Consider the following 26,421-nt stretch of genomic DNA (forward strand, 5'->3'; position numbering starts at 1 on the left):
TCTGGACCGCTGCCGGACGCGAATCAAGCGGTTGCGCCGAGAAACTCCACCAGCGCATCGCCCAGCGCGCCTTCGGTCACCGAGCTCATGTGCGTGCCGGGTATCTCCACATGGCGCGCATCGGGCAGCGCCTCCGCGAGCTCGGTCGCCGAGCCGTTGTCGTCGTCCTTGTCGCCGCACAGGACCAGGGTCGGCATGGTGATCTTCGCCAGTTCCTCCGGGTCGGTGTCGTCGACCGCCTGGAGCAGCAGCCGCGCCGCCACGCGGTCGATCTTCATGGTCTTCATGAAGCTGACCGCCATGAACGCCGGATCGCCGCGTTCGACCTCCTCGAAACGGTCGATCGCGTCGATGAAGAAGGCCGAACGCCCGCTCCACCCCGCCAGCCCCTGGAGGCCCATCCCGCTCAGCACCAGCCTGCGCGGCCGCAATCCCTCGATCACCGCGCGCGCCGATGTCCGCGCGCCGAGCGAAAAACCGACGAGATCGTAGTCCTCCAGCCCCAGCGCTGCGACGAGGGCTCCCGCGTCCTTCGCCAATACGCCCTGCGGATAAGCCTCCGGCTCGTGCGGCTTGGCGCTGTCCCCATGCGCCCGCAGGTCGGGCATGATCGCCTCGAACCCCGCATCGGCCAGCTTCCGCGCGTGCCCGAAGCGGATCCAGTTCATCTCAGCGCTCGAGAACAATCCATGCAGCATCAGCACGGGCCTGCCCTCGCCCATGCGGTGCACCGCCAGTTCCACACCGTCGAACGACGTGATTCGCTCGCTGCTGGCCTCGGTCCGGCCATCGCCGACTGTCGTGCTTACCATGCGCGGATGTTTACAACCGCGGACGTCATGCGCAAGCGAAGCGCGAGAACTGCCGGTCTATGGCCGACTGCCAGGTTTCCAGCGCCTGATCGTGCGATCCCGGCGCACCGTCCAACCCAGCCCGCGCTGCAGTTCCGCCGCTCCATTCTTCCCGTAGGGGAGGCCGTGAGCCATCACCACCTTGTCGGCGGGCCAGTCGAGGATCTCGCGGACCGCACGGGCCACCTCACGGCGACGAGGCAGGTATGTGGCGCGCATGTCGAGCGGCGTCGAACCGTTTGCCTTGGCCAGCCCGATGAGCCAGCGCAGCAGACGGCTGCGTACCCGCGCAGGCTCGAAGTTCTCGATCAGGTCGGTCAGCACTGCGACCCTCCCGCGCCGCACGAAGAATACCGCCTCGGTCACCGCCGTGCCCGGCACGAGGACCCAGGCGATCTCGCCCTCCCACTCCATGCGCTCGCCGGCCGTGAGGACCTGGTCGATCCGGAAGCGGCGCTTCGCCTTCTCCAGCCCCGGCACGGCATGGCTGGTCGCCTCCGGATACCGCTCGAGCCAATCGGCCATGTACCAGTAGTGCAGCGAATTGGGCGCGACGAGGTAGCGCACCCGTCCCAGCGCCTCCACCTGCTCGAACAGCGCCGGGTCGGGGGCAATGGGCGAGTGAACCCACAGCTCGCCGGAGGAAAGCCGCACGACCGTCATCCGCGTCGGGAAAGGCAGGCTGGCGGGCCCATAGTCCATGCGGATTTCCGGCCCGTCGACAATCCACACGTCCTCCGCAAACGGCTTGGGCGTATTCAGCGGTTCGTACGGGACGAAGGCGCTCATGCCCGCGGCTCGAGCCCCTTCTGCTCCATCCGCCACTTCGCCATCTCGATCCGGTCCTGGCCGAAAAACGGCTCCCCATCGAACACCAGCGTCGGCACGCCCCAGTGGCCGGCATTCTCCAGCGCCGCCTGGTTCGCCGCGATCTCGGCATCGAGCTCGTCCGGCTGCGCCGCCACCTCGGCATCGAGCTGCGCGAGGTCCAGCCCGACGCGCTGCGCCGCATCCGCCAGGTGCTCGCCCTCGTGCCAGTTCTCGGCCCCGCCCCAGATCAGCATGCCGGCCTCGTGCGCGAAGGCGAGGCCCTTGCCCCGCCGCGCCGCCGCCTGCCCGAGCCGGGTGATCCGGCGGATGTAAGGCTGCTCGGGTGCGATCGTGCGCGTGGCGAGGTCCTGCACGATCGGATCGGGCCGCGGCGTGCCGAAGGGAGTGCCGTGAAACTGCGCCACCCGCATCATGTCGAGGAACGTGTAGCGCAGCCAGTTTGGATGGTTGCGTTCGAAGAAGTCCGGCTGGCGGATCGCCAGCGGATAGACCGGCCGGAGCGCAATCTCGAGGTCGTGCGCCTCCGCCAGCTCGCGATACCGCCCCACCGCCAGATAGCTGTAGGGGCTGCGAAAGCTGAAGTAGAGATCGGCGGCGAGGGTCATGCGGACCTTGTGCCGCATGCCCTGCCCCGCGTCACCCCTTCTTCAGGTGCCGGCGCCCCAGCAGTTCCGCGATCTGCACCGCGTTGAGCGCCGCGCCCTTGCGCAGGTTGTCGGAGACGCACCACAGCGTCAGGCCGTTCTCGACCGTCGGATCCTCGCGCACGCGGCTGACGTAAGTGGCGCCGTCGCCCGCGCTCTCGACCGGGGTGACGTATCCGCCGTCCTCGCGCTTGTCGACGAGCATCACGCCCGGCGCCTCGCGCAGGATGTCCTGCGCCGCTTCGGCCGACAGCTCGTTCTCGAACTCGATGTTGACCGCTTCCGAGTGGCCGACGAAGACCGGCACCCGCACGCAAGTCGCGTTGAGCTTGATCTTCGGGTCGAGGATCTTCTTGGTCTCGACCACCATCTTCCACTCTTCCTTGGTCGAGCCATCGTCGAGGAAGACGTCGATGTGCGGGATCACGTTGAACGCGATCTGCTTGGTGAACTTCTTCGGCTCGACCGGATCGCCGACGAAGATCGCGCGGCTCTGCTCGAACAGCTCGTCCATCCCCGCCTTTCCGGCGCCCGAGACCGACTGGTAGGTGCTCACCACCACACGCTTGATCGTCGCGGCATCATGCAGCGGCTTGAGCGCGACGACGAGCTGCGCGGTCGAGCAGTTCGGGTTGGCGATGATGTTGCGCTTCTTATAGCCGTCGATCGCATCGGGGTTCACCTCCGGCACAACTAGCGGGACGTCCGGCTCCATGCGGTAGAGCGAGGAGTTGTCGATCACCACGCAGCCGGCCGCCGCCGCCTTGGGCGCATATTCCTTGGCCGGGCCGCTACCGGCGGCGAACAGCGCGATGTCCCACCCGGCGAAGTCGAAATGCTCGATGTTCTTGCACTTGAGCATCTTGCCGGTGTCGCCGAATTCGACATCGGTGCCGGTCGAGCGGCCGCTCGCGACCGCCGCGATTTCATCGCACGGGAACTCGCGTTCTGCCAGAATCTGCATCATCTCGCGCCCGACGTTCCCGGTCGCTCCGACGATTGCTACGCGATAACCCATCTGCAACTCCTTGCTTGTTCGGTCGCGTGCCTAGCGCCCCTCGGCGCCGCCGCAACCGCATATGATTTTGTACCGGACAAAGCAAAAGGGGCGCCCCGACATGTGCCGGAGCGCCCCTTGCTTGTCTCTTTCCCGACTGGCGGCCGATCAGGCCTTTTCGGTCGGGCGGTTCTCGCGGCGCTCGGCGATGCGGGCCGATTTACCGGTGCGGCCGCGCAGGTAGTAGAGTTTCGCCCGGCGCACGACGCCGCGGCGAACCACGGTAATGCTGTCGACGGTGGGTGAGTAGAGCGGGAACACGCGCTCCACGCCTTCGCCGAAGCTCATCTTGCGCACGGTGAAGTTCGAACCCATGCCGCGGTTCGAACGGGCGATCACCACGCCTTCGAAATTCTGCACACGCTCGCGCGTGCCTTCGACGACTTTCACGCCGACGCGCACGGTGTCGCCGGCGCGGAATTCGGGAACGTCCTTCCCGAGGTTCTCGATGGCTTCGGCCTCGAGCTGCTGAATCAGGTTCATGACCTGCGTCCTTACCTTTTTCGCCGCGCGCCAGAGGCAGACTGGTCCCGAGCGCCACTGTAGCGCTCCCAAAGGTCCGGCCTGCGTGACCGTGTATCTTCCTCGCTGCGTTGCTTGCGCCACGCCGCGATCTTCGCATGATCCCCCGATCGCAGCACTTCAGGGATCGTGCGCCCTTCCCATTCCTGAGGTCGGGTATATTGCGGATATTCGAGAAGCCCTTCTTCGAAGGATTCCTCGGCTCCGCTCGAAGGCGCGCCCATTACGCCGGGAAGCAGGCGAATGCAAGCGTCGAGAATGGCCAGCGCGGCGGGCTCTCCGCCGGAGAGGACCACGTCGCCGAGACTGACCTGCTCGATCTGCGGCCGCGCCTCGAACAGGCGCTCGTCGAACCCCTCGAACCGGCCGCACAGGATCACCACGCCCGGGCCCGCAGCCAGCTCGCGAATGCGGGCTTGCGTGATCGGCTCGCCGCGCGGCGTCATGGCGAGGATGGGCCTCTCCCCGTCCCCTTCAGGGGAGGGGGTCGGGGGGAGGGGGTCGCCCGCTACCTGTGCCGCGTCCCCCTCTCCCAACCCTCTCCCCTGAAGGGGAGAGGGCTTCGCCAGCACCGAATCCAACGCCCTCGCCAGTACGTCCGGCTTGAGCACCATGCCCGCCCCGCCCCCGGCCGGCGTGTCATCCACCGTCCGATGCTTGTCGGTCGCGAAGTCGCGGATCTGCACCGTTTCGCAGGCCCAGTCCCCCCGCTCCAGCGCCCGCCCGGCCAGCGAAACGCCGAGCGGTCCGGGAAACATCTCAGGGTAGAGCGTTAGGATGGTGGCGGCGAAGGTCATATCCTCGCCCATGCGCAACCGGGAGGGCGATAGCAAGCCAGTGGACGACTGCATCATCATCGGCGCCGGGCCCGCCGGCCTGACCGCCGCGATCTATCTCGCGCGCTATCATCTCTCGATCCGGCTGTTCGACTCCGGCACCAGCCGCGCGGCGTGGATACCGTGCACGCACAATCACGCGGGCTTTCCCGACGGAATCGAAGGCAGGGAGCTGCTGCGCCGGATGCGCGAGCAGGCGCGCAAGTACGGCGCCGTGCGGGAGGAGAAACGGGTCGAGCATCTCGCGAAAGCCGGCGAGCACTTCACCGTCGGCACCGACAGCGGCGCCTTCACCGCGCGCGCCGTCCTGCTCGCCACGGGCGTCGTCAACCGCCGCCCGGATGCCCTGGCCGACGACGTTCACGACGAAGCGCTCGCGCGCGGCCTGCTGCGCTATTGCCCGGTTTGCGACGGCTACGAAGTGACCGACCGCCGGGTCGCCGTGATCGGCACCGGCAAGCACGGGACCGCCGAGGCGCTGTTCCTGCGCGGCTTTACCGCGGACCTGACGCTCGTCAGCCCCCACGGCGACCACGATCTCGACCGCGAATGTTCCGCGCAGCTCGAGGAAGCGGGGATCGCCCGCGCCGCAGGCCCCTGCGGCGGCTTCGAGATCGAGGGCGAGCGGCTGGCGTTCGACACCGCCGACGTGCGCCTGGCCTTCGACAGCGTCTATCCCGCGCTCGGCACGACCGTGCGCTCCGAACTCGCGCAGCTCGCCGGGGCGGAGACGCGCGAGGACGGCTGCATCGTGGTCGACGACCATCTGGAGACCACCGTCCCCGGCCTCTTCGCCGCGGGCGACGTGGTGATCGGCCTCGACCAGATCAGCCACGCCATGGGCCAGGCCGGCGTCGCCGCCACCACGATCCGCAACCACCTCGCGAAAGAGCGGCCGATCAGGCGGTAGCGGACGAACCTAGGGCTCTAAAGTGGCATGCTCCAGTTCTCGAGCTTGAGGCCAGGAACGTCGGCGAAATCGGCCTCGTTGTTGGTCACGACCGTCGCCCCGATGCTCAGCGCGTGTGCGGCGAGAAGCCGATCGAAACGCGCCCGCTTGAACGGCAACCCCGCATAGGCGCGCGCCGCTGCCTCGTCGAACGGTACCAGCGGGATTTCCGTGATAAATGCTTCGAGGACGTGCTCGGGCGGTGGCTTGCCCGCCTTCGTTCCGTAGACCACTTCTGCAAAGGTGATGGTCGACATGGCGATCTCACCCGGTTGGCACCTGGCAATCCGGTCGGTGACGGCCGCATGCCGCTCCGGGTCCATTGCATAGACCGCAGCGTTCGCATCGATCAGGTAGCGGATCACGCCCCGCGATCACCCTTGCGCGCAGCAATCGTGCTCGGCCTCTCCTCGAAATCCTCACGCGGTGCCAGCATGATACCGGGCGCCTTGCCCGCAAACCCGCTGACATCGATACGCTCCCGAGCTTCGGGCTTGCGGCGGAAATGCAGCTCGCCATCCTCGACGGTCACGATCCATTCGCGGTCGGGTTCGACTCCGAGCGCTGCCGGAATTCGGATCGCCACCGAATTGCCCGACTTGAAGCTCTTGGCCGTGTATTCCTTGCCCATGGCGGCCTCCGTATATACATCATGTATATACTGTCAGCGGATGGCAAATCAATCGGAACCCGTTGCGGCGGCAGCCTGCTAGTCGGGCGGAGTCAGCAACGGCTCGGGCAACAGGTCCAGGTCGCGCGCCAGCTCCTCGCGGATCCATTCGCGGAAGCGCTCGACCTTGCGCACGCCGACACGTCCGGCGGGGTGGACGAGCCAGTTCGCGCCTCCCGGCTGGTAGAGCGTATCGAAGGGCCGGACCAGCCGGCCGCTTTCGAGTTCGGCGCGCCACAGCAGCGGCGTCATCAGGGCGACGCCGAAGCCGGCCTGCACTGCGTTGGCTTCCTGCGACTGGCTGTCGAACATGATCCCCCGCCGCGGGGCGGGTGCCTCGCCCACGCCGGCGGCGGCGAACCAGCCGGCCCACCAGGGGTCGTTGGGACCCAGTCGTTCGACCTGCAACAGGTCCTTCGGCTGGCGGATGTTGTGCCGGTCGAGGAACTCGGACGAACACATCGGCGTGACATGGGCGCGAAACATGAACTCGCTCCGCAGGCCGTCCCACTTTCCAGGCCCGATACGAATCGCGAGATCGAAATTATCCCGTGTGAAGTCGACGAGGCCGTTGCTGAGCGACAGCCGCACCGCCAGGTCCGGAAAGCGCAGCTGAAAGCTGCCGATGCGAGACGAGAGCCAGGTCGCGCCGAAGGAAACCGGGGCGCTGATCGCCAGCACGCCGGCGGTTTCCTCATTCAGGCCGGCGAAGGCCTGGCGCAGTTCGGCGAAGGCGCCGCTCACCGCGGGCAGCAGGCGCCGCCCGGCATCGGACAGGCGCACGCCGCCCTTCTCGCGGATGAAGAGCTGCTGGCCGATCCGCTGCTCGAGCTGGCGGATCTGATAGCTGACCGCGGCCTGGGTCATGCCCAGCTCCTCGCCGGCGCGGGAGAAATGCTCGAGCCGGCCGGCGGCCTCGAACGCGCGGATGGCGGAAAGGGGCGGCAGGTTCTCCATCGCCCATCTTCATAAGTACTGCTTATGGCTCGCGCCAGCCCTTTTGTTGGTCTTTGCCGCTCTCCCAAGCCACTTTCCGGGCATCGAAGGAAAGGGCAGACCAATGCAGGACGAATTCCTTATGCGCCTCTGGAACAGCGATCACGAGCGCGCCTCGCACGACGTCACGCAGCGCCTGCGGGCATCCACAGCAAAACGGTCCACGCGCCGCGCGTCAAAAGGCTGGCTTTTCGGGAAACCCGAACCGAAAGGGTGCGGCTGACGCCGGTTACTCGGCGAAGTCGCGGCTCACGACCAGCCGCTCGCCGTTCCACTCGGGCACGGCGGCCTCGATCATCGGCACCAGGAAGCGTTTTCCGTCGGGCTTCTCGATCTCGACCAGGTCGGTGGCGCCGTAGTTCGCGACCGCGACCACTGTGCCGACCGGTGCACCCGCGTCGGTCACGGCGGGAAGGCCGATCAGGTCGGCGTGGTAGTATTCGCCCTCCTCCAGCGGAGGAAGTGCGGCGCGCGGCACGGTGAGCGTGGTGCCGCGCAGCTTCTCGGCCGCGGCGCGGTCGGTCACCTCGGCGAAGCGGGCGATCGCGCCGCCCTTGTTGTCGCCGCGCACTTTCGACAGCGTCAGCGCGCCGCCGTTGAAGGCCTTGTGCGCCTTCAGGTTCTCCAGCCCCTCGCCGAAGAGCTTGAGACGGACTTCGCCCGTCACGCCATGCGCGCCGATGACGGCCGCAAGCGTGATAGCCCTCTCCCCTGGAGGGGAGAGGGTTGGGAGAGGGGGAGTGGCGGACTGCACCCGTGGCGCGCGTCCCCCTCTCCCCGACCCTCTCCCCTCCAGGGGAGAGGGAGTTTTCATCAGCCCTCGGCCTTGTCTTCGCCGCCCTCGGCCGGCTCGTCCGTGGTCGACTCGACCGCGGCCTCGTCGCCGGTCGCCGGGGCTTCGCTGCCCTCGGCCGGCTCGTCGGTGGTCGGCGCGGGAGCTTCGGCGGTCGCTTCCTCGGCGGCCTTCTTGGCTTCCTCGGCCTCGGCGGCCTTGGCGGCCTTCTCCTCGGCGCGTTCCTTGGCCTTCTCGCCCGGCTCGGCCTTGCTCGGGTTGTTGCGCGCGGCACGCTCGCGGATGCCGGCGGCGTCGAGGAAGCGGGCGACGCGGTCGCTCGGCTGCGCGCCGACGCCGAGCCAGTAGCGGGCGCGGTCCTCGTTCAGCTGGACGCGCTTCTCGTCATCCTTGGCGAGCAGCGGGTTGTAGGTGCCGATCTGCTCGAGATACTTGCCGTCGCGCGGCTTGCGGCTGTCGGCCGCCACGATGCGGTAGTAGGGGCGCTTCTTCGCGCCACCGCGCGAGAGACGGAGTGCAATTGCCATCGTAGATTACCTTTCCAACTTAATCTTCTGAACTGAAATCACTTCTTCGAACCGGGCAGACCGGGCAGTCCCGGCATGCCGCCCGCGCCGGGCCCGCCGAGACCCGGCATCGCGGCCCCCATGCCTCCGCCGCCGAACAGCGCGCCAAGGCCCTTGAGGCCGCCCATCTTCTTGATCTGCTTCATTGCGCGGCTCATTTCCTGGTGCATCTTGAGCAGCTTGTTCACGTCCTGCACCTGCAGGCCCGAACCAGCAGCGACGCGCTTCTTGCGCTTGGCGTTGAGCAGCGCGGGATTGGCGCGTTCCTTGGGCGTCATCGAGCCGATGATCGCGTCCATGTGGACCAGCACCTTGTCGTCCACGCCCGACTGCGACAGCGCCGCCTTGGCCTTCTTCATGCCCGGCAGCATCCCGGCGAGCATGCCCAGCCCGCCCATGCTCTGCATCTGGCGGAGCTGCGTGCGCAAGTCGTTGAGGTCGAACTGGCCCTTCGCCATGCGCTTGGCGAGCGCTTCGGCGTCTTCTTCCTTGATCGTCGCCGCGGCCTTTTCGACCAGGCTGACGACGTCGCCCATGCCGAGAATGCGGCCGGCGACGCGCTTGGGATCGAAGGCCTCCAGCGCATCGAGCTTCTCGCCCGTGCCGGCGAACTTGATCGGCTTGCCGGTGACGTGCCGCATCGACAGCGCCGCGCCGCCGCGCGCATCGCCGTCCATCCGGGTGAGCACCACGCCGGTCAGCGGCACTTCCTCGGTGAAGCTCTTGGCGACGTTGACCGCGTCCTGCCCGGTCAGCGAATCGACCACCAGCAGCACTTCGTTGGGCGAGGAGATGCCGGCGACCGCCTTCATCTCCGCCATCAGCGCTTCGTCGACGTGCAGGCGGCCGGCAGTGTCGAGCAGCAGCACGTCGGCCGACTGGAGCCGCGCGGCTTCCATAGCCCGCCGCGCGATGTCGACCGGCTGCTGGCCCTGCACGATCGGCAGGGTCGCGACGCTGACCTGCTCGCCCAGCACCGCGAGCTGCTCCTGCGCGGCCGGGCGGTTGACGTCGAGCGAGGCCATCAGCGCCTTCTTGCCGTGGCGCTCCTTCAGGAACTTGCCGAGCTTGGCGGTGGTCGTCGTCTTGCCCGAACCCTGCAGGCCGACCATCATGATCACCACCGGCGGCTTGGCGTCGAGGTTCAGGCCCTCGACCGCTTCCCCGCCCAGCATCTCGACCAGCTCGTCGTTGACGATCTTGACGACCTGCTGGCCCGGCGTGACCGACTTCAGGACCTCGGCGCCGATCGCCTTCTCGGTCACCGCGTCGATGAACCGGCGCACGACCGGCAGCGCGACGTCCGCCTCGAGCAGCGCGACGCGCACTTCGCGCATCGCCTCGCGCACGTCCTGCTCGCTCAGCGCCCCGCGCCCGCGCAGGCGATCGAACACATTGCCGAGCCGATCGGACAGATTGTCGAACATCGCCTACTCCAAACTCATGCGCCGGCCACACGGACCATGCTTATCTGGTCGCTTCCCGAACCGAAAAAGTGGCGCCCACTTTTTCTGGGAAGCTCCCGAAACGCGAAAAACGCCGGCGGACGAAACCTCGTCGGCCAGCGTGGGGCGAACCCCTATGAAACCCAAACTCAATCCGGGTATGTCGAGATCCGGTCAGTGGCGAGGCGAAAACGGTGGCTTTCGAGAACCGGAGCGCAGCGACCTTCAAGGTCGTGAGCACCGGAAGCGCAGAAAGCTGCCGTTTGCAGCCCGTCAATGGCCGGATATCGGCATATCCGGGGATGGTGGAGCCTAGCGGGATCGAACCGCTGACCTCCTGCATGCCATGCAGGCGCTCTCCCAGCTGAGCTAAGGCCCCGTGTCATCCATTTGCGGCGCATCCCGGGAGATGCACCAGACCCCGTCGGTAAGCGGGAGGGCCGCCCTTTATTCAGGGCGGCCCCGCATTGCAAGAGCGGATTTAGGTATCTTGCCTCATGAACTCCAGGCCGGACTTACCTATCCGTTCGCCCTGAGCCTGTCGAAAGGCCGCACTTCACTTCCCGCGCTCCGCCCGAAGAAAGAGCGGTGCTTCGACAAGCTCAGCACGAACGGGTCGGGGTGGGTGAATTCTCATCCCCTCCCCGTCATTAAAGTTACGACGCTCGAAAAGCCCTCAGGTATCTTCTTCCTCGTCGTCGCCCTTGCCCTTGGCCACGCCGAGATCGTCGTCGCCGCCGAGATCCACCTCGTTGTCGGGCGAATCGTCGTCGTCATCGACGTCGATGTCCTCCAGATCGTCGTCGGCAAGGTCGCTGTCGGGCTCCTTGTCCTTCTTCTCTTCTTCCTCGAACGGAATCGGCTGCTTCGACTTCAGCACCGGCTCGGGATACCATTCCTCGCCGCATTCGATGCAGGCGACGGGCTCGTCCTTGCCGAGGTCGTAGAAGCGTTCACCGCATTTGGGGCAGGAACGCTTGGTGCCCCATTCTGGCTTGGCCATTGTCAATCCTTACATTCCCCGCCGCCCCGGCAGGGTTGAAAACTCGTGAGAACGTGATGGGTGTGCTCGCCCCCGGAATCAAGAGCGCACCGCAGGCGGCGCGCGCCTTGCCATAGGGCAATGCCGCTGTCAAAAGCCGCGGCCGATCCGCCCCCTCCCGGTGAAGGACCCCTTTCCTTGAACGACACACCCCGCCCCCGCCGCTTCCTGCCGTCCGGCCCCCTGCGCGGGCGGATTCGCGTGCCCGGCGACAAGTCGATCAGCCACCGCGCGCTGATGCTCGGCGCGCTGGCCGTGGGCGAGACGCGGGCGAGCGGATTGCTGGAAGGCGAGGACGTGCTCGCCACCGCCGCGGCGATGCGCGCGATGGGCGCAACGATCGAACGCGAAGCGAACGGCACCTGGTCGATCCACGGCGTCGGCGTCGGCGGGCTGCTCCAGCCCGGCCAGGCGCTCGACATGGGCAATTCGGGCACCTCCACCCGCCTCCTCATGGGCCTGATCGCCAGCCACGGGATCACCGCGGCCTTTACCGGCGACGCCAGCCTGTCGAAGCGCCCGATGGGCCGCGTGATCGAGCCGCTTAGCCGGATGGGCGCCAGCTTCACCCCTTCCCCCGGCGGCACGCTGCCGCTGATGATGGAGGGGCTCTGCCCGGCGGTGCCGATCGAATACCGCCTGCCCGTCGCCAGCGCGCAGGTGAAGAGCGCGGTGCTGCTCGCCGGGCTCAACACGCCGGGCGTGACCACGGTGATCGAGCCGGTGCCGACGCGCGACCATTCCGAGCGGATGCTGCGCGGCTTCGGCGCCGAGCTGGAGGTCGAGGAACTGGGCGGAGAGCGGATCATCCTCATCCATGGCGAGGCCGAGTTGCGGCCGCAGACGATCGAGGTTCCGGGCGATCCCTCGTCTGCCGCGTTCTTCCTCGTCGCCGCGAGCCTCGTCGAAGGCAGCGATCTCGTGATCGAGAACGTCGGCCTCAACCCCACACGGGCCGGACTGGTCGAGGTGCTGCGCCAGATGGGCGCGAGCATCGAGGAACTGGACGCGCGCGAAGTCGGCGGCGAGCCGGTCGCAGACCTGCGCGTGCGCCACGCAGCCCTCACCGGGATCGAGGTCGACCCGGCCGTGGCGCCGAACATGATCGACGAGTTCCCCGTCCTGTTCGTCGCCGCCGCGCTCGCGCAGGGCCGCACGGTGACCCGCGGGCTGGAGGAACTGCGCGTCAAGGAAAGCGACCGCATCGCCGCAATGGCCGCCGCGCTCACCGCCGCCGGCGCGCGAGTCGAAGAGACCGAGGACGGCCTGATCGTCGACGGCACAGGCGGCGATCCCCTGCCCGGCACCGGCGGCGACGTGGCGATCGTCACCCACCTCGACCACCGCATCGCAATGAGCATGGCCGTCGCCGGCCTCACCAGCCGCGCCGGGGTGGACATCGACGACACCCGTCCGATCGGCACGAGCTTCCCCGATTTCGAGAGCCTGCTGGACGGGTGCCGGGCATGACCCGCGCCCTGATCCTCTCCCGTCATGCTGAACTCGTTTCAGCATCCATCACGCAGCACGCGAAGGCGGTGCGGATGGCGCAATGGACCCTGAAACAAGTTCAGGGTGACGGGTGCGGGTGCGGGTGTGCGGAGATCGCGCCATGACCGGCCTCGACACAGCGGCGATGGTCGGCTTCGCCGGCATGTTCTGCATCATTGCCGCCTATGCCTATCTGACCTGGAACCCGGCGCCCAACCCGTTCGTCCTCCACGGCACCAACCTCCTCGGCGCCGCGCTGCTGACGGTGTCGCTGCTGGTCCACACCAACTGGCCGAGCCTGGTGCTCGAAGGCTTCTGGGCCGCGATCGCGATCTACGGCCTGGTCAAGGCCGCGCGGGAACGCCGCGCAAAGGCTCGCGAAGGAGCGGGGCGTTGATTCACGCGGAGACGCGGAGACGCGGAGGGACCGAAAAGTGTCCGTCATCCCAGCGAAAGCTGGGATCGCTGTCCGCACCGTATGACCTCGCAGAGAGCGGTCCCAGCTTTCGCTGGGATGACGATAAGGTCGCAGCACCCCACCCTCTCGCTTGTCATTCCCGCGAACGCGGGAATCCATCATCGGCCGGTGGGCCCGGGATCCCCGCGTTCGCAGGGATGACATGTGGGGGAAGCAAAGGCTTCCTTCTCCGCGCCTCCGCGTCTCCGCGTGAGACAACACCCGCCGAAAGGCCCACCGCATGATCATCGCCGTCGACGGCCCCACCGCCAGCGGCAAGGGCACGATCGCCCGCGCGCTGGCCGAGCGCTACCGGCTGCCGCATCTCGACACCGGTCTGCTCTACCGCGCGGTCGGGAGGCAGGTGTTCCTCGACGGCGGCAATCCGGACGACCCGGTCGATGCCCTCGCGGCGACGAGCTTTCCCGAAGCTCTGCTGGCCGATCCGCACTTGCGCAGCGAGGAGACCGGCGGGCTCGCCAGCCGCGTCTCGATCCATCCCACGGTGCGCCAGGCCCTGTTCGAGCGCCAGCGGACGTTCGCCACCCGGCCCGGCGGCGCGGTGCTCGACGGGCGCGACATCGGCACCGTGATCGCACCCGAGGCGCAGGTGAAGTTGTTCGTCACCGCCAGCGTCGAGGCCCGCGCGCATCGCCGCTGGCGGGAGATGCGGGAGCGCGGCATCCCCGCCTCGCAGGCCGCCATCGCCGAAGACCTCCGCCGCCGCGACGCCCGCGACACCCAGCGCAAGGACGCCCCCCTGCGCGCCGCACCGGACGCATGGGTACTGGATACCTCCACGCTGAGCCGGGACGAAGCGATCGCGGCCGCGATCGGGGCGGTCGAGGAGGCACTGGGGAGAAGGTAGCCGGTCGGTACGGAGCGCGCGCGCCAGCCGTCGTCCCCTCTCCGATCCCCCGCGCAGGCGGGGGTCTCGGGCCGCCGGCGCTCCACCCGCCGGCCTGAGGTCCCCGCCTGCCCTTTGGGCAGTTTACCCTGAGCGGCTGGCTTGCCAGCCAGCCGAAGGGCGGGGACTCGCAAGGGCAGGCGAAGCGGGGGAGTTATCCGCCCTGCAAGCGCACTATCGCCGCGTTCCCTACGAACTCGGCGCGAAACCGAACCTCCGTGCCTCCGTGAACGCGCGACCTCACCTCGCAAGAAACCATTTTCCTACATGCCCTTCGCTGTGCCACCACCTCCTCATGCGCACCGCGACTCGCCTCCTCCAGCCCCGCCCGCCGCGCAAGGTGACACCCTCAAGTGGGTGTGGCTTTCCCTCTCGCGAAGTCCACACACCGGCACGCGCGAAAAGGCCTCTCCACCGAGGGTGGAGGGCGCAAGGTGACACCGCGTTAAAACCCCGCGGAGCGTCAACGCCGCCGCGCGGTTTCGCTTGCTTTTGCGCCCGCTTTCGCCTAGGCGCGCGCCCGTTCGACGGACGCATGGGTCCGGTCGGAGGCAGGCTTCCTTTGGCATTGCCGGTCGCATTCGGGCGGTTCGTCCGCCCCGGCCTGCATTTCCCGCCCCTCCCTCCCCCGCGCGTTCGGAGAACCTCCGCCACGGCATCCGGCCCGGCGGAGAGTCTGGCCAGAAGACCAGCGGACCCAACCGCTTGGCCGGAAAAAACGTGAACTAGGAAACAGCAACTCATGGCAACTTCCGCCAACCCCACGCGCGCCGATTTCGAGGCGCTGCTCAACGAACAGCTCGGCGGCGCCGGCGAAGAAGGCTTCGAAGGCCGCGTCGTCAAGGGCACCGTCACCGCGATCGAGAACGGCATGGCCGTGATCGACGTCGGCCTGAAGAGCGAAGGCCGCGTCAACCTCAAGGAATTCATGCGCGTCGACGACGAGCACGGCCTGCAGGTCGGCAGCGAAGTCGAAGTCTTCGTCGACCGTGTCGAGAACGCCGACGGCGAAGCCATGCTCAGCCGCGACCGCGCCCGCCGCGAAGCCGCGTGGGACAAGCTGGAAAGCGAGTTCGGCGAAGGCAAGCGCGTCGAGGGCCGCATCTTCGGCCGCGTCAAGGGCGGCTTCACCGTCGACCTCGACGGCGCCGTGGCCTTCCTGCCCGGTTCGCAGGTCGACATCCGCCCGGTCCGCGACGTGACCCCGCTGATGGACATGCCGCAGCCGTTCCAGATCCTGAAGATGGATCGCCGCCGCGGCAACATCGTCGTCAGCCGCCGCGCGGTGCTCGAGGAAACCCGCGCCGAACAGCGCAGCGAGCTGATCGACAAGCTCTCCGAAGGCCAGGTGATCGAGGGTGTCGTCAAGAACATCACCGATTACGGCGCCTTCGTCGACCTCGGCGGTATCGACGGCCTGCTCCATGTCACCGACATGAGCTACAAGCGCGTCAACCACCCGAGCGAGGTGATCAACATCGGCGACACCGTCACCGTGCAGATCATCCGCATCAACGAGGAAACCCAGCGCATCAGCCTCGGCATGAAGCAGCTCGAGAGCGATCCGTGGGACGGCGTCGGTGCGAAGTATCCGGTCGGCGCGAAGCTGACGGGCACCGTCACCAACATCACCGAATACGGCGCCTTCGTGGAGCTGGAGCCGGGCATCGAAGGCCTGGTCCACGTCTCCGAGATGAGCTGGACCAAGAAGAACGTGCACCCGGGCAAGATCGTCTCGACCTCGCAGGAAGTCGAAGTCATGGTGCTCGAGGTGGACAGCGAGAAGCGCCGCATCTCGCTCGGCCTCAAGCAGGCCCAGCGCAACCCGTGGGAAGAGTTCGCCGAGAAGCACCCGATCGGTTCGAAGGTCACCGGCGAAGTCAAGAACGCCACCGAGTTCGGCCTGTTCGTGGGCCTCGACGGCGACGTGGACGGCATGGTCCACATGTCCGACATCGCCTGGGGCATCTCGGGCGAGGACGCGCTGGCGCTGCACCGCAAGGGTGAAGAGGTCGAGGCCATCGTGCTCGATGTCGACGTCGACAAGGAGCGCATCAGCCTCGGCATGAAGCAGCTCGAGAAGGGCGCGCCGAGCGAGGCGGGCGCTTCGGGCGCGCTGCGCAAGAACGAGATCGTCACCGTCAGCGTGCTCGAAGTGCGCGACGGGGGGCTCGAGGTGCAGGTCGGCGAAGACGGCGCGACCGGCTTCATCAAGCGCTCCGACCTCGGCCGCGACCGCGACGAGCAGCGCCCCGACCGCTTCCAGGTCGGCCAGAAGGTCGACGCGATGGTCATCGGCTTCGACCGTTCGAAGAAGCCGAACTTCTCGATCAAGGCGCGCCAGATCGCCGAAGAGAAGGAAGCCGTTGCGCAGTTCGGTTCGTCCGACTCGGGCGCCTCGCTCGGCGACATCCTCGGCGAAGCGCTGAAGAAGAAGGACTGACGCCACCGGCGCCGTCACCCAGCGGAAGCTGGAGGAGACAAGGAAGGCCCGCTTGCCCACCCGGCAGGCGGGCCTTTCCTATATCAGCCCCGGCGCGTAGGATGAGCGCCATGCTCGAAGTCCATCAGTTCCCCTGCCTCGGTGACAACTACGGCTACCTGCTCCACGACCCGGAGAGCGGGGAGACCGCCGCGATCGACACGCCCGACGGCGCCGAATACCTGCGCCAGGCAGAGGCAAAGGGCTGGCGCATCACCCAGATCTGGAACACCCACTGGCACCCCGATCACGCCGGCGGGAACAAGGCGATCGTCGAGGCCACCGGCGCGACCGTGACCGGCCCGCAAGAAGTCGAGAAGATCGCACCCGTCGACCGGATCGTGGGCGACGGCGACACGGTGACGCTCGGTGGATTCGAAGCGCAGGTGATCGACGTCGGCGGGCATACCGAGGGGCACGTCGCCTACCACTTGCCGGAAGCCGGCACGGCCTTCGTCGGCGACAGCGTCTTCGCGCTCGGCTGCGGCCGGATGTTCGAGGGGACGCCCGAACAGTTCTGGGCCAGCCTCGAGCGGATCAAGGCCCTGCCCCGCGAGACCACGCTCTACTGCGCGCACGAGTACACTCAGGCCAACGCCCGCTTCGCGCTCCACGCAGACCCGGACAACGCCGAGCTCCAGCTCTACGCCCGGGAGATCGACGAACGCCGCGCCCGGGGCGAGCCGACCGTTCCCATGCCGTTGTCGCGCGAGCTCGCGACCAATCCCTTCCTGCGCGCCAACACCGAAGCCCTGCGCGGCCGCTGGGGCGGCACCGCCCCGCACGAAACATTCGCGGCGCTCAGGGCAGCGAAGGACAGCTTCTGACAGAAGCCCCCTCCTCTTCAGTGAAGGGGGAGATATCCGATCACCCCGGGTACGGTTTCTCCTTCAGCAGCCCGGCGAGATGCACGGCATTCGCCGCGACCATCCCGGCGGTCTGCGTCACTTTCTCGGGCGTCTGATCGAGATCCTTGAAGTCGGTCGAGCCCATCGCCTCGCCCACCCAGTAGCAGGCAGCGGCGGCGGGGATCGTCCAGCCGAGATCGTTGAGGCTCTGGAACAGTTGCGAGGTCGACCAGTGCGCCCCGTCCTCGTTGCCGACGATCGCGGCAACGGCCACTTTGGAGTAGCTCGGCATCCGCCCCTTGTCGTCGGTCTCACTAAGGAAGGCATCCATCCGCTCCAGCACCCGCTTGGCGAGCGAGCTTATCTGGCCAAGCCAGATCGGCCCGCCGAAGACGAGGATATCGTGCGCGAGGATCTTCGCCCGCAGTTCGGGCCAGTCGTCGCCCTCACCTTCATCCGATGTGACGCCGGGCAGGACATTGTAGTCGGCGATGCGCAGCGTCTCGGAAAGCGCAACACCGCGCTCGGCGAACTTTTGCGCGAGAACGCCGATCATCGCATCGGTGGAGCTTGCCTCGTCACCCGAAGACTTGAGCGTGCAGTTTATCGCTATTGCGGAAAGGACCATGCGCTTCTCCTGTTTACAGGAGAAAGCGCACGGCCCCTCTCTATCGTTCCACAGCGGTGGAAAGCGCTCAGATACCTGCGATCAGGTCGTCCGCCAGCTTGCGGTCGGCATCGGCGTCATGCTTCTCGGCGATCAGCTTGCCCGCGGCGGCGGCCGCGGCGCTCGCCGCATGGGCACGCACGCTCTCGACCGCCTCGCGCTCGGCAGCGGCGATCTTGTCCTCGGCCATGCGCTTGCGGCGCTCGACCATCGCCTTGCTGTCCTCTTCCGCCTTGGCGAGAATCGCGTCCGCCTCGCGCTGGGCGTTGGCGAGCATGGCTTCCGCGTCCTTCTCGGCCCCGGCGACCTTGCGGCGATATTCGTCGCGCAGCGCCTCGGCTTCGGCGCGCAGCGTCTTGGCTTCGTCTAGCTGACGCTTGATCGCCGCGATCTTGTTGTCGAGCCCGCCGACGATCATGCCGGGGACCTTCTTCCAGATCGCGATCAGAATCAGCACCGTCATCGCCACGGCGACGACCTGGAACGGGGCAAGGCCGAACAGCTCGGGCTCGACGTGCTCCACCGAACCGTGTTCGACCACTGTCTCGGTCTGGGCGGCGTCGGTGGCGAAGACTTCAGGTGTGTTAGCCATTGCTCATGGCCTCCTTGACGGCCTTCTTCGCACTGGCGGCGGTGACGCTGACGCCGGCCAGCCGCTGGACGATGTCCTGCGCGGCTTCGGCCGCCACGCCTTCGATCTCGGCCAGCGCCGACGTACGCGCGGCGGCAACCGCAGCTTCCGCATCGGCCAGCTTCTTGTCGAGCCGCTTCTGCGCGGCCGCGAGCTTCTTCTCGCTGCTCGCGGCGGCATCGGCCTTCGCCTTGGCAACGAGCGCCTGGGCGGCGGCGCGATTTTCATTCTCGCGCTTGCGCCAGGCTTCCTCTTCCTCATCCGCCTGCGCACGCGCGGCTTCGGCGGCGGCGAGATCGCTGCCGATCTGGCTGTCGCGCTGGGCCACGGTCCCCATCACCTTGGGGACCATGCCCCGGCCGACGACGAAGAACACGATCCCGAAGAACACCAGCAGCCAGAATATCTGGCTGGAGAAGGTTTCTGCGAGCTGGGCTATCTGGGGCATCGAAGCACGTCCCGGAAGTCAGGCGCCGAAGTCAGGCGGAAGAAAGCGTGCCGGCCGGGCGAAACCCGGCCGACGACGGATAGTCGGTCGATCAGGCGACGAAGATCAGGATCATCGCCACGACGAACGCCAGCAGGCCGAGAAGCTCGGCAGCGGCGAAGCCGATGAACAGGCGGCCCTGCTGGCCGTCGGCAGCGCCCGGGTTGCGCAGCGCGCTCTCGAGGAACGAGCCGAACACGTTGCCCACGCCGATCGCGGCCATGCCCGCACCGATCGCGGCGAGACCAGCGCCAACCAGCTTTGCAGCTTCTACGTCCATGTCAAAAACTCCTTTGGATCGAATTCGTTAATTCGGGTTGGTAAAGCTCAGTGGAGGTTTTCCGCGTCGTTGATGTAGAGCGACGTCAGAAGAGCGAAAACATATGCCTGGATGCCCGCGACCAGGATCTCCAGCGCGCAGATGCCGATCATCAGCAGGAAGCTGGGAAGGCCGACCAGCAGGCCGAAGTGCGCGCCGGCGTTGGTGCCGTCGATCACGAAGCTCGACAGCACTTCGAGCAGCACGTGGCCGGCCATCATGGCGACGAACAGCCGCAGCGCAAGGCTGAAGGGCCGCACGGCGAAGCTGACCAGTTCGATCAGGAAGATTGCCGGGATCATCGGCAGCGGCGTGCCGTGCGGCACGAACAGGCTGAAGAAGTGGAAGCCGTGCTTCCAGAAACCGACGATCAGCACGATGGAGAAGCTGATCGCGGCGAGAATGCCGGTCACGGTGAAGTGACTGGTGAAGGTGAACGGGTGAAGCCCGACGATGCCGAGCGGCAGCAGACCGAGAAGATTGGCGAAGAGGATGAACATGAACAGCGAGAACACGTAAGGCACGTACTTGCGCCCCGCCTCGCCGATGTTCGCTTCCAGCATGTTCTCGACGAAGCCGGTGAAGGTCTCGACCGCCATCTGCCAGCGGCCGGGGACGAGCTCGCGCTTCATCCCGCCCCACACGAAGATGCCCAGCACCACAGTGGTGATCAGCATCCACATCGCGCTGTTGGTGAAGGCGATGTTGAAGCCCGCAATTTCCCAGTTCTCCGAGCCGAACAGCGGCTCGATCGTGAACTGGTACATCGGGTCGACCTTGGCCGGTTCGGCTGCCACGGCTGTCTAAGTCCCTACCTCATGAACATCCGCGCTCGCGGCTACCCCTCGGGAGAGGAGTCGTCGGAGCGCGTGTTCGCCATCCTGAAAATGTTCCTGAAGGCCACCGCTATTCCGAGGAACAGGCCGACCAACAGACCCCAGGGCGACGTGCCGGCGAAGGTATCGACCAACCAGCCGAGCACGAGACCGCCGAGAATACCGCCGAGCAGATCCGCGAGCACCCGGTTGCCGCTGCGATAGTTCGCATCGGCCCCGGTCGCCTGCGGCCGGTTGCGCTGATCTTCGCGCTCGCGTGCGGCTTTGAGCCGCTCTTCGAGCGCATCGATCCGCGCATCCTCGGCGATAGGTTCTCGTGCGGGCTTGTCGTCGCTCATGCCATGCTCCTTGAACGGGAAGGCGAGGCACGGGCAACTACTGCCCGCCGAGGGCGCCGCCCCCTTAGGCGGCACCTATGACCGAGTCAATCGGCGGGTCGCTGCATTGCGGAAGAAGTTTTCGCCGCCCGAGGTTCGCACCTAGGCCGGGCAGCGGCTGTCGCGCTGCGGCGGCGCGCTGGTGCGCGTCTGCCACGAACCGTCCGGTGCCTGATACTTTTCGCCCGGCTTGGTCCGCGCGATCGCGATGCAGCCGGCGGTCAGCGCGTATTCCTCGAGCGTCGCGTTGGCCGCTTGCGCCTTCTGCGCGTAGACCGCGCGCCGCTTGATGTTGATGTCGTTGACCATGCGCTGCAGCTCGGGCGTCGAAGCGCCGACGATGCCCAGATAGCCGTCCATCTTCTCACCCACCTTGCCGCTTTCGCGCGCGGCCTCGTAGGCCGGGTCGCGCTGCGCATGAGCCGTTCCTGCCAGTCCGCCCGCGGCAAGCGCGAAGCCGGCGGCGGCGAGCGCCATCTTGCGAACCAAATCCCTGTTCATGCCAGATCCCTTCACAACGCTTCCCATCAGAAGATTTCCGCGTTTTCCTCGATCGTATTGCCCGCGTCTTCCGCGAGCCGGTAGATCACTTCCTGCCGGATGTTGATGTTGAGTTCGATGACGATCGGCTTGTCGGGCGCTTCCACGGAAATGCACCCAGCCAGCGTCACCAAACCCGCCACCACCAGCGGCAGCGAACGGATCGCCCGCTTCGGCCCTGTCGCATCCCCCTGCATGGGCAGGGTTCTCGCAGCCGGGCGGCGCGCAGTCAATTCGGCTGACGTCATGGCATGGTCTCGCTTTCGTGGGTCTGAACGGGCGGTTCGTCTGGGATCAGGTCTTCGGGCCTGATCGCTTCCGGCGGCGGGCGCACCTGCGGCTGCAGGCGCGTGCCGTCGTCGGAGAGCAGGCCCAGCTCGCGCGGATCGCGCACGAAGGCGGGATCGTAGAGCGAGCGCAGGTTGGTGAGGAGCTGCGCGAAAGCCGCGCGGATATTGACTCGGAACTCGAGCGGCAGCCCGGCAATCTGGCGGGTGACGAAGTTCTCGCTCGCGCCCTCGCCCTGGCTCACCCCTTCGAAGCGCACTTCGGTGATGATCTCGCCCGACAGGTTGCCGTTCATGTCGATCGTCATCCGGCGATAGTCGAGCGAGCGCAGCGCGTCGAAGGCGAAGTTGGCGATCGGCGACAGGTCTTCGTAGGTCAGTTCGCCGACATATGACAGGTTCCCGCCCGGTGGACGCGAGATCAGGCGGCCGCCTTCGATCCTGCCGTTGCCCTGCTTGTCGAACACGATCGGCACTTCGCCATCGAACGTGCCGGTGGCGCTGATATTGCCGAGCTCGAGCTGCTGGATGAAGGTCGCCGCATCCAGCCCCGTGATCTCGAAAATGTAGGACCGCTGCTCGCTCGCGCCGAGGTTGAGGTCGACCGGGCGCAAGGTCAGCGTGCCGCCCATGAAGGGCCAGGTGCCGCCGACGACCGAGAGGAACTGTCCCTCGCGCAAGGCGAACTCGACCTCGCCGTCCAGCACCTCGATGCCAGGATTGACCGAGGCGACGCGCAGCGTCTGCCCGGGCGCGGTGGTGAGGTTGATGAGATCGCTGAAGACGATCGTGCCCGAAGCGCCGCGCACCGGCCCGAACGCGGCGGCGAAGTCGAGGCTCTCGCTGGAGAACTGCCCGGAGCTCGTCACGCCTTGCGCGTTCCAGTCGATACGGCCTGTGCCCGTGACAGTGCCCCGAGCATTGGCGATCACGCCCAGCGCGAGCGGGCTCAGCATGTCGGGCTGGAGCGATTCGTCGAAGAGCAGGCCGTTCACCGCAAGGTCGGCATGGCCGGTGCCGCTCGAGAGGTTATGTACGATCGCGACCTCGGTCACCTCGCGCTCACTGATCGGCTCGCGCAGAAGCGCGTCGGCGCGGATGACGTTGTTCTCCAGCGTCAGCGTGGCGCCGCGGGCCATCAGCGGATTGAAGCGATCGGTCTCGCTGCGATCCTCGAGGACGAAGCTGCCCTGGTCGATCGCGAACACCCCGCCGGCATAGCGCCAGTTGCCCGCCGTCTGCCGCAAGTCGAGCGGCACAGAGAAGAGCTCGACGTCGGCGTCGGCAAATGTCCCGGCGATCTCGCTGCCGAGCGTCGCCTGGATGTCGCTCACGCGGAATCGGTTCGCCTCCCGGTCCGGCCCGAGCGCGACCACGACGTCGCGCACCGAGAGGTTGCCGGGATAGGCGAAGCCAACCGCCCCGGTGCGGAGCGCGATCGGCGTCCCCGCCAGCTCGCCCGCGAGATCGAGCGAAGGCGCACCGGCCGCGAGGCGGAGTCCTCCGTCGCCGTAGGCGAGGATCGGCGCGCCCCGACGCGGGCACAGCGTCAGACCGCGGCGTTCGAGCGCCAGATTGGCGAGTTCGAGCCGGTCGAAGCGGAACTCGGTGCAACTGCGCCACAGCGCCAGTCCGCCCCCGCTTGACCAGGCGCCGTCGAGCGGCACGACGAGATCTTGCGCCGAACCGCCCGGGAGCGCGCCAGTGGCGACCGCGCTCCCCGAAAAGCCGAGCGCTCCGCCCGGCCCCTGCGCCAGCACGAGCTCCGGAATCGCCAGGCGCGAATCGCCCGCGGCATATTCGGCCATCCGCAGCCGCAGCACCGCATCGCGCCCCGGAAGCCGCTCCATCCGGCCTACGATTTGCGGCAGCCCTTCCCCGCCCGTGCTGAAATTCCCGGTCAGGCGCGCGGCGCCCCCCGCCGGGCTGCTGAAGTGGACCCGCGAAAGCGCCAGCAGCGTCGCGCCGCTGCCGCCGCGCAGGGCCGCACTGGGGACGACGAGCGACAGGGCCTCGCCGTCTTTGCGCAGCCGCAGGTTGCCCGCGAGCCGGCTGCCGCGAGCCTCGCGCTGGAGAGCGCCGGCAAAACGTTCGAGCAGCGGCGCAAGCAGCGTGTCGCGCCCCGCCTGCGCCAGGCCGCCGAGCTGGCCGGCGAATCCATCGCCCATGCGCAGCCCGTTGCCCTCGATCTCGGCATCTGTCTCCGCCTGATCGAAGGAGTCGCGCGTGCGCAGGAGGCCCTTGGCCGTGAGGACGGCAAACCGCGCCTGCGGATGCGCCACCCCGCGCCCGACCAGCGAATAGCGCGCCGTCAGCCGGTCCTCGCGCCAGGTCGCACGCAAGGTTCCGTTGACGCCGTTCGCCGCAAGGCTGGACAGCGCGGCCCGCCCGCTCGCTAGCTTCGCCGTGCCTTCGTAGCCTGCCAGGTCCGCGTCGGCCGTCGCGTCCAGCTCCATCCAGGCATCGGCCAGCCGCAATCCGCTCTCGGGGCAGGTGAGCGCTCCGAGCCGCACCGGCCCCGCGAAGCGCGGCTTTCCGGCGCTGGTCGTGAAATAGCCGTAGACGGTCGTGTCGCGCGCGGCGCAGCCGCCGTCGGCAAGCTCGGGGGCGGTCGCCGCCACGATGCCAGCAAAGCCGCCTTTCAGTCTGCCGGCCCCCTCGGCCTTGATCCCGACCGGCCCGAAGTCGGTTTCCAGCAGCGCGCGGCCGTCGACGAGCTTGAGATCGAGATCAGGCAGTCCCGGCGGTGCTCCCGTGTCGCGGAACAGCACGCGGTCGAGACTGCCGAAGCTGAGCTCACCGCCGCGCAGCCGGCCAAACAGGCGCGGCCGTTCGAGCACGACCCGGCCGATGGTGGGCGTCCCGAAGCCGTAGCGCATGTTCACCGTCACGCGCTCGATCGTCAAGTCGGGCAGCAGCGGGTCCCCGATCACGACGTTGCGGAGCACCTGCCGCTCGGGCCCGATGCTCTCGATCTCGTATTCGGCAGCGAGATCGTAGTCGTCGAGCATTCCGGCAATGACGTCTGTGGCGATCCGCTCGCGCGAGAACCACGCGGCGGCAAGCGCCGCCAGGATCAGCACAAGAAGCGCGAGAGCGATGCGCCAGCGCCATCTCATCGTGCGCCGGCGCGGCGCTTCGGCCTCAACCTCGTCTGCATTGTCGTCTTCGGCCAGCGCCATCGTCCCCCACTTGCGCGCATCGCCCGGCAAAGGCAATGCATCGCGTGTCGAACGCGACCATGGGGGGAAGGTTGCCGCAGGGGACCGAAAAGCCGGACCAGATCGGCGCCGCACACGCCGGCGCGGGCCATCGCGCGCGGCTGCGGCAACGCCTGCTGACCGGCGGCGCGGAGGCGCTGGCGGATTACGAGGTCCTCGAATACCTGCTCTTCGCCGCCAACCCGCGCGGCGACACCAAGCCGCTCGCCAAGGCCCTGCTGGCCCGCTTCGGATCGCTGCCCGGGGTGCTCAACGCGGATCCCGGCGCGCTGCGCCAGGTCAAGGGCATGGGCGAGACCGGCGCGGCCACGCTGAAGGCGGTCGCCCTCGCGGCCCGGCGCATGGCGCGCGGGCAGGTCGCACAGAAACCGGTGCTGGGAAGCTGGCAGGCGCTGCTCGACTACCTGACGATCGACATGGCGCACCTCACGGTCGAGCGCGTGCGCGTGCTCTATCTCGACACGCGCAACCGGCTGATCGCCGATCACCACGTGGGCGACGGCTCGATAGACGAGGCGGCGATTCATCCGCGCGAAGTGGTGAAGAAGGCGCTCGACGTCGGCGCGAGCGCGATGATCCTGGTCCACAACCATCCGAGCGGCAATCCCGAGCCGAGCCGCGCCGATATCCAGATCACGCAGCGCATTGCCGAAGCCGGGCGGCTGCTCGGCATCGTTGTCCACGATCACGTGATCGTGGGGCGCGAGGGACACACGAGCCTGAAGGCGAAGGGACTGATCTGACCGAAGAGGCCGAGGAGACGCCACCGATTTGCCATGAGAGGCGGGACATGGCAGGTTGATGCCACATCAAACCACGGGGGAAGTTTGATGCGCCTTGCTGCTCCGATTTTCACTGCCGCGCTGCTTCTTGCCGCGCCCGCCGCCGCGCAGGATGCCGAACGCCATCTTCAGGAGGCTGCCGAACTCTTCCTTCAGGCCGAGCGGGCGAAGAACACGCCCTACGTCCGCATCGGCACGATCCGGCAGGCGATCGCCGAGGTGGAGAAGGCCGAAGCGGCCCTCAACGAACCTCGCGCGGACGTGATCGGCGGAAAGCGGGAAATGCAGCTCTCACTCGCCGAAGCCTATCTCGACGATGGGGAAAGCATTCAGGCGCTCGACACGCTCGACGCCATACTCGCCGGCTTCGGCGGCGAGGTGCCCACGAGCGGCGCGACCGCGATGCAGTACGCGCGCGCATTGCGGCTGTCGATCGTCGCGGGCTTTCGCGGGCCGGCCTATGATCGCGGGCGCACGGCGCTGGCCGAATCGGTCCGGTTCGGCCGCGCGCTCGTCGCGGGCGACCCGGCCAACGAATACCTGATGCGCAATCTCGCACGCGACCTGACCGACGAGGCTTTCATCCGGTGGGTGCTCGGCGACAACCCGGGATCGGACGCCGCCGCAGCCGAGGCCCTGGCGTTATGGCGCCAGCTCTACGCCGCGCAGCCCCGGTCGCGGGAGGCCGGCAACCAGTTGTTCGTGTGGATGCTCCACACGGCCTACGCCCGGCACGACCCCGCGCTGCTGATCGAGGCGATAGAACACGCCGAGACGCTCAAGCAGCGCCAGCTGTTCGACCGCGAATACGAGGCGCGGCTTGACGCGGCGATCCAGCGCTGTCCGTTGCGCGGCGTCGAGCGGCGCTGCGACCACCGCTGGTGACG

General features: G+C 67.6%; 31 protein-coding genes and 1 tRNA gene. 9 read left to right on the forward strand and 23 right to left on the reverse strand.

All coding sequences use genetic code 11. The features are described 5' to 3' along the window. Positions 1 to 23 precede the first annotated feature (23 nt). The 6 genes from ETX26_RS08185 to trmD all read right to left on the reverse strand — a co-directional run bounded on the left by ETX26_RS08185 (position 24) and on the right by trmD (position 4,702). The gene (locus ETX26_RS08185; protein ID WP_129524236.1) at positions 24 to 812 is read right to left on the reverse strand and encodes an alpha/beta fold hydrolase; all 789 of its coding nucleotides are present in this window, start codon (positions 810 to 812) and stop codon (positions 24 to 26) included. Positions 813 to 869: 57 nt separating this feature from the next. Beyond that, on the reverse strand, positions 870 to 1,640 hold the full coding sequence (locus ETX26_RS08190) for a DUF4336 domain-containing protein (RefSeq protein WP_129524237.1): 771 nt from the start codon (positions 1,638 to 1,640) through the stop codon (positions 870 to 872). Further along, positions 1,637 to 2,287 carry a 2-hydroxychromene-2-carboxylate isomerase gene (locus ETX26_RS08195; RefSeq protein ID WP_129525297.1) on the reverse strand — a complete coding sequence of 217 codons (651 nt, stop codon included), beginning with the start codon at positions 2,285 to 2,287 and terminating at the stop codon, positions 1,637 to 1,639. The genes ETX26_RS08190 and ETX26_RS08195 overlap by 4 nt, the downstream gene beginning before the upstream one ends. Before the next feature lie 31 nt (positions 2,288 to 2,318). Continuing rightward, complete coding sequence (locus ETX26_RS08200) at positions 2,319 to 3,344, reverse strand: aspartate-semialdehyde dehydrogenase (protein WP_129524238.1); 1,026 nt, start codon at positions 3,342 to 3,344, stop codon at positions 2,319 to 2,321. Between the two features lie 147 nt (positions 3,345 to 3,491). After that, the gene (gene rplS / locus ETX26_RS08205; protein WP_129524239.1) at positions 3,492 to 3,866 is read right to left on the reverse strand and encodes a 50S ribosomal protein L19; all 375 of its coding nucleotides are present in this window, start codon (positions 3,864 to 3,866) and stop codon (positions 3,492 to 3,494) included. Positions 3,867 to 3,877: 11 nt separating this feature from the next. Further along, the gene (gene trmD / locus ETX26_RS08210) at positions 3,878 to 4,702 is read right to left on the reverse strand and encodes a tRNA (guanosine(37)-N1)-methyltransferase TrmD (RefSeq protein ID WP_129524240.1); all 825 of its coding nucleotides are present in this window, start codon (positions 4,700 to 4,702) and stop codon (positions 3,878 to 3,880) included. 40 nt (positions 4,703 to 4,742) lie between these two features. Here trmD and ETX26_RS08215 point away from each other — a divergent pair, with 40 nt between their 5' ends. Next, positions 4,743 to 5,651: an NAD(P)/FAD-dependent oxidoreductase gene (locus tag ETX26_RS08215; protein ID WP_225425659.1), complete on the forward strand. Its 909-nt coding sequence runs from the start codon at positions 4,743 to 4,745 to the stop codon at positions 5,649 to 5,651. Positions 5,652 to 5,668: 17 nt separating this feature from the next. Here the strand turns inward: ETX26_RS08215 and ETX26_RS08220 are convergent, their stop codons facing one another. From ETX26_RS08220 to ETX26_RS08230, 3 genes are all read right to left on the reverse strand, one after another. Next, a complete protein-coding gene (locus ETX26_RS08220; RefSeq protein ID WP_129524242.1) occupies positions 5,669 to 6,055 on the reverse strand; it encodes a type II toxin-antitoxin system VapC family toxin in 387 nt (128 codons plus the stop codon). Then, positions 6,052 to 6,321: an AbrB/MazE/SpoVT family DNA-binding domain-containing protein gene (locus tag ETX26_RS08225; protein ID WP_129524243.1), complete on the reverse strand. Its 270-nt coding sequence runs from the start codon at positions 6,319 to 6,321 to the stop codon at positions 6,052 to 6,054. The genes ETX26_RS08220 and ETX26_RS08225 overlap by 4 nt, the downstream gene beginning before the upstream one ends. 78 nt (positions 6,322 to 6,399) lie before the next feature. Beyond that, the gene (locus tag ETX26_RS08230; protein ID WP_129524244.1) at positions 6,400 to 7,317 is read right to left on the reverse strand and encodes a LysR substrate-binding domain-containing protein; all 918 of its coding nucleotides are present in this window, start codon (positions 7,315 to 7,317) and stop codon (positions 6,400 to 6,402) included. A 103-nt stretch (positions 7,318 to 7,420) separates the two neighbouring features. On the opposite strand from ETX26_RS08230, the gene ETX26_RS14285 reads away from it, so the two are divergent. Beyond that, positions 7,421 to 7,579 carry a hypothetical protein gene (locus ETX26_RS14285; protein WP_165271734.1) on the forward strand — a complete coding sequence of 53 codons (159 nt, stop codon included), beginning with the start codon at positions 7,421 to 7,423 and terminating at the stop codon, positions 7,577 to 7,579. Between the two features lie 6 nt (positions 7,580 to 7,585). Here the strand turns inward: ETX26_RS14285 and rimM are convergent, their stop codons facing one another. The 5 genes from rimM to ETX26_RS08255 form a co-directional block, all read right to left on the reverse strand. Next, entirely contained in the window at positions 7,586 to 8,110 is a 525-nt protein-coding gene (gene rimM, locus ETX26_RS08235; protein WP_225425661.1) for a ribosome maturation factor RimM, read from the reverse strand. A gap of 59 nt (positions 8,111 to 8,169) precedes the next feature. Further along, positions 8,170 to 8,676, reverse strand: coding sequence for a 30S ribosomal protein S16 (gene rpsP / locus ETX26_RS08240; protein WP_129524246.1), 507 nt, complete (start codon positions 8,674 to 8,676; stop codon positions 8,170 to 8,172). Between the two features lie 38 nt (positions 8,677 to 8,714). Then, positions 8,715 to 10,142 (reverse strand): signal recognition particle protein, encoded by a 1,428-nt coding sequence (ffh, locus tag ETX26_RS08245; RefSeq protein WP_129524247.1) that lies wholly within the window; start codon positions 10,140 to 10,142, stop codon positions 8,715 to 8,717. Positions 10,143 to 10,463: 321 nt separating this feature from the next. Further along, positions 10,464 to 10,539 (reverse strand) — tRNA-Ala (locus tag ETX26_RS08250). 297 nt (positions 10,540 to 10,836) lie between these two features. Beyond that, the gene (locus tag ETX26_RS08255) at positions 10,837 to 11,163 is read right to left on the reverse strand and encodes a TIGR02300 family protein (RefSeq protein ID WP_129524248.1); all 327 of its coding nucleotides are present in this window, start codon (positions 11,161 to 11,163) and stop codon (positions 10,837 to 10,839) included. Positions 11,164 to 11,340: 177 nt separating this feature from the next. On the opposite strand from ETX26_RS08255, the gene aroA reads away from it, so the two are divergent. The 5 genes from aroA (at position 11,341) to gloB (ending at position 17,366) form a co-directional block, all read left to right on the forward strand. Next, positions 11,341 to 12,672, forward strand: coding sequence for a 3-phosphoshikimate 1-carboxyvinyltransferase (gene aroA, locus ETX26_RS08260; RefSeq protein WP_225425663.1), 1,332 nt, complete (start codon positions 11,341 to 11,343; stop codon positions 12,670 to 12,672). A 142-nt stretch (positions 12,673 to 12,814) separates the two neighbouring features. Beyond that, on the forward strand, positions 12,815 to 13,090 hold the full coding sequence (locus ETX26_RS08265; RefSeq protein WP_129524250.1) for a CBU_0592 family membrane protein: 276 nt from the start codon (positions 12,815 to 12,817) through the stop codon (positions 13,088 to 13,090). 301 nt (positions 13,091 to 13,391) lie between these two features. Continuing rightward, positions 13,392 to 14,018 carry a (d)CMP kinase gene (locus ETX26_RS08270; RefSeq protein ID WP_129524251.1) on the forward strand — a complete coding sequence of 209 codons (627 nt, stop codon included), beginning with the start codon at positions 13,392 to 13,394 and terminating at the stop codon, positions 14,016 to 14,018. 781 nt (positions 14,019 to 14,799) lie between these two features. Then, complete coding sequence (gene rpsA, locus ETX26_RS08275) at positions 14,800 to 16,500, forward strand: 30S ribosomal protein S1 (RefSeq protein ID WP_129524252.1); 1,701 nt, start codon at positions 14,800 to 14,802, stop codon at positions 16,498 to 16,500. A 110-nt stretch (positions 16,501 to 16,610) separates the two neighbouring features. Next, positions 16,611 to 17,366 carry a hydroxyacylglutathione hydrolase gene (gene gloB / locus ETX26_RS08280; protein ID WP_129524253.1) on the forward strand — a complete coding sequence of 252 codons (756 nt, stop codon included), beginning with the start codon at positions 16,611 to 16,613 and terminating at the stop codon, positions 17,364 to 17,366. A 40-nt stretch (positions 17,367 to 17,406) separates the two neighbouring features. Here the strand turns inward: gloB and ETX26_RS08285 are convergent, their stop codons facing one another. From ETX26_RS08285 to ETX26_RS08325, 9 genes are all read right to left on the reverse strand, one after another. Continuing rightward, entirely contained in the window at positions 17,407 to 18,015 is a 609-nt protein-coding gene (locus ETX26_RS08285) for a flavodoxin family protein (RefSeq protein WP_129524254.1), read from the reverse strand. A 67-nt stretch (positions 18,016 to 18,082) separates the two neighbouring features. Then, entirely contained in the window at positions 18,083 to 18,646 is a 564-nt protein-coding gene (locus ETX26_RS08290; RefSeq protein WP_129524255.1) for a F0F1 ATP synthase subunit B family protein, read from the reverse strand. Then, positions 18,639 to 19,133, reverse strand: coding sequence for a F0F1 ATP synthase subunit B family protein (locus ETX26_RS08295; protein ID WP_129524256.1), 495 nt, complete (start codon positions 19,131 to 19,133; stop codon positions 18,639 to 18,641). The genes ETX26_RS08290 and ETX26_RS08295 overlap by 8 nt, the downstream gene beginning before the upstream one ends. A gap of 91 nt (positions 19,134 to 19,224) precedes the next feature. Beyond that, positions 19,225 to 19,452 (reverse strand): F0F1 ATP synthase subunit C, encoded by a 228-nt coding sequence (locus tag ETX26_RS08300; protein ID WP_047805836.1) that lies wholly within the window; start codon positions 19,450 to 19,452, stop codon positions 19,225 to 19,227. Between the two features lie 47 nt (positions 19,453 to 19,499). After that, positions 19,500 to 20,258 (reverse strand): F0F1 ATP synthase subunit A, encoded by a 759-nt coding sequence (locus tag ETX26_RS08305; protein WP_129525298.1) that lies wholly within the window; start codon positions 20,256 to 20,258, stop codon positions 19,500 to 19,502. Between the two features lie 71 nt (positions 20,259 to 20,329). Next, a complete protein-coding gene (locus ETX26_RS08310) occupies positions 20,330 to 20,665 on the reverse strand; it encodes an AtpZ/AtpI family protein (RefSeq protein ID WP_119511480.1) in 336 nt (111 codons plus the stop codon). Positions 20,666 to 20,806: 141 nt separating this feature from the next. Then, the gene (locus ETX26_RS08315) at positions 20,807 to 21,205 is read right to left on the reverse strand and encodes a YdbL family protein (RefSeq protein ID WP_191984709.1); all 399 of its coding nucleotides are present in this window, start codon (positions 21,203 to 21,205) and stop codon (positions 20,807 to 20,809) included. A gap of 26 nt (positions 21,206 to 21,231) precedes the next feature. Next, positions 21,232 to 21,441 (reverse strand): YnbE family lipoprotein, encoded by a 210-nt coding sequence (locus ETX26_RS08320; RefSeq protein ID WP_129524257.1) that lies wholly within the window; start codon positions 21,439 to 21,441, stop codon positions 21,232 to 21,234. A 47-nt stretch (positions 21,442 to 21,488) separates the two neighbouring features. Further along, positions 21,489 to 24,713: a YdbH domain-containing protein gene (locus ETX26_RS08325; protein ID WP_129524258.1), complete on the reverse strand. Its 3,225-nt coding sequence runs from the start codon at positions 24,711 to 24,713 to the stop codon at positions 21,489 to 21,491. 59 nt (positions 24,714 to 24,772) lie between these two features. Between ETX26_RS08325 and radC the strand changes: the two genes are divergently transcribed. Next, positions 24,773 to 25,495, forward strand: a complete 723-nt coding sequence (gene radC / locus ETX26_RS08330) for a RadC family protein (protein ID WP_129525300.1) — start codon at positions 24,773 to 24,775, stop codon at positions 25,493 to 25,495. 87 nt (positions 25,496 to 25,582) lie between these two features. Continuing rightward, positions 25,583 to 26,419, forward strand: coding sequence for a hypothetical protein (locus ETX26_RS08335; protein WP_129524259.1), 837 nt, complete (start codon positions 25,583 to 25,585; stop codon positions 26,417 to 26,419). The last annotated feature ends 2 nt before the right edge of the window (positions 26,420 to 26,421 follow it).

Origin of the sequence: Pelagerythrobacter rhizovicinus (assembly GCF_004135625.1) — a bacterium.
Classification (GTDB): Bacteria; Pseudomonadota; Alphaproteobacteria; order Sphingomonadales; family Sphingomonadaceae; genus Pelagerythrobacter; species Pelagerythrobacter rhizovicinus.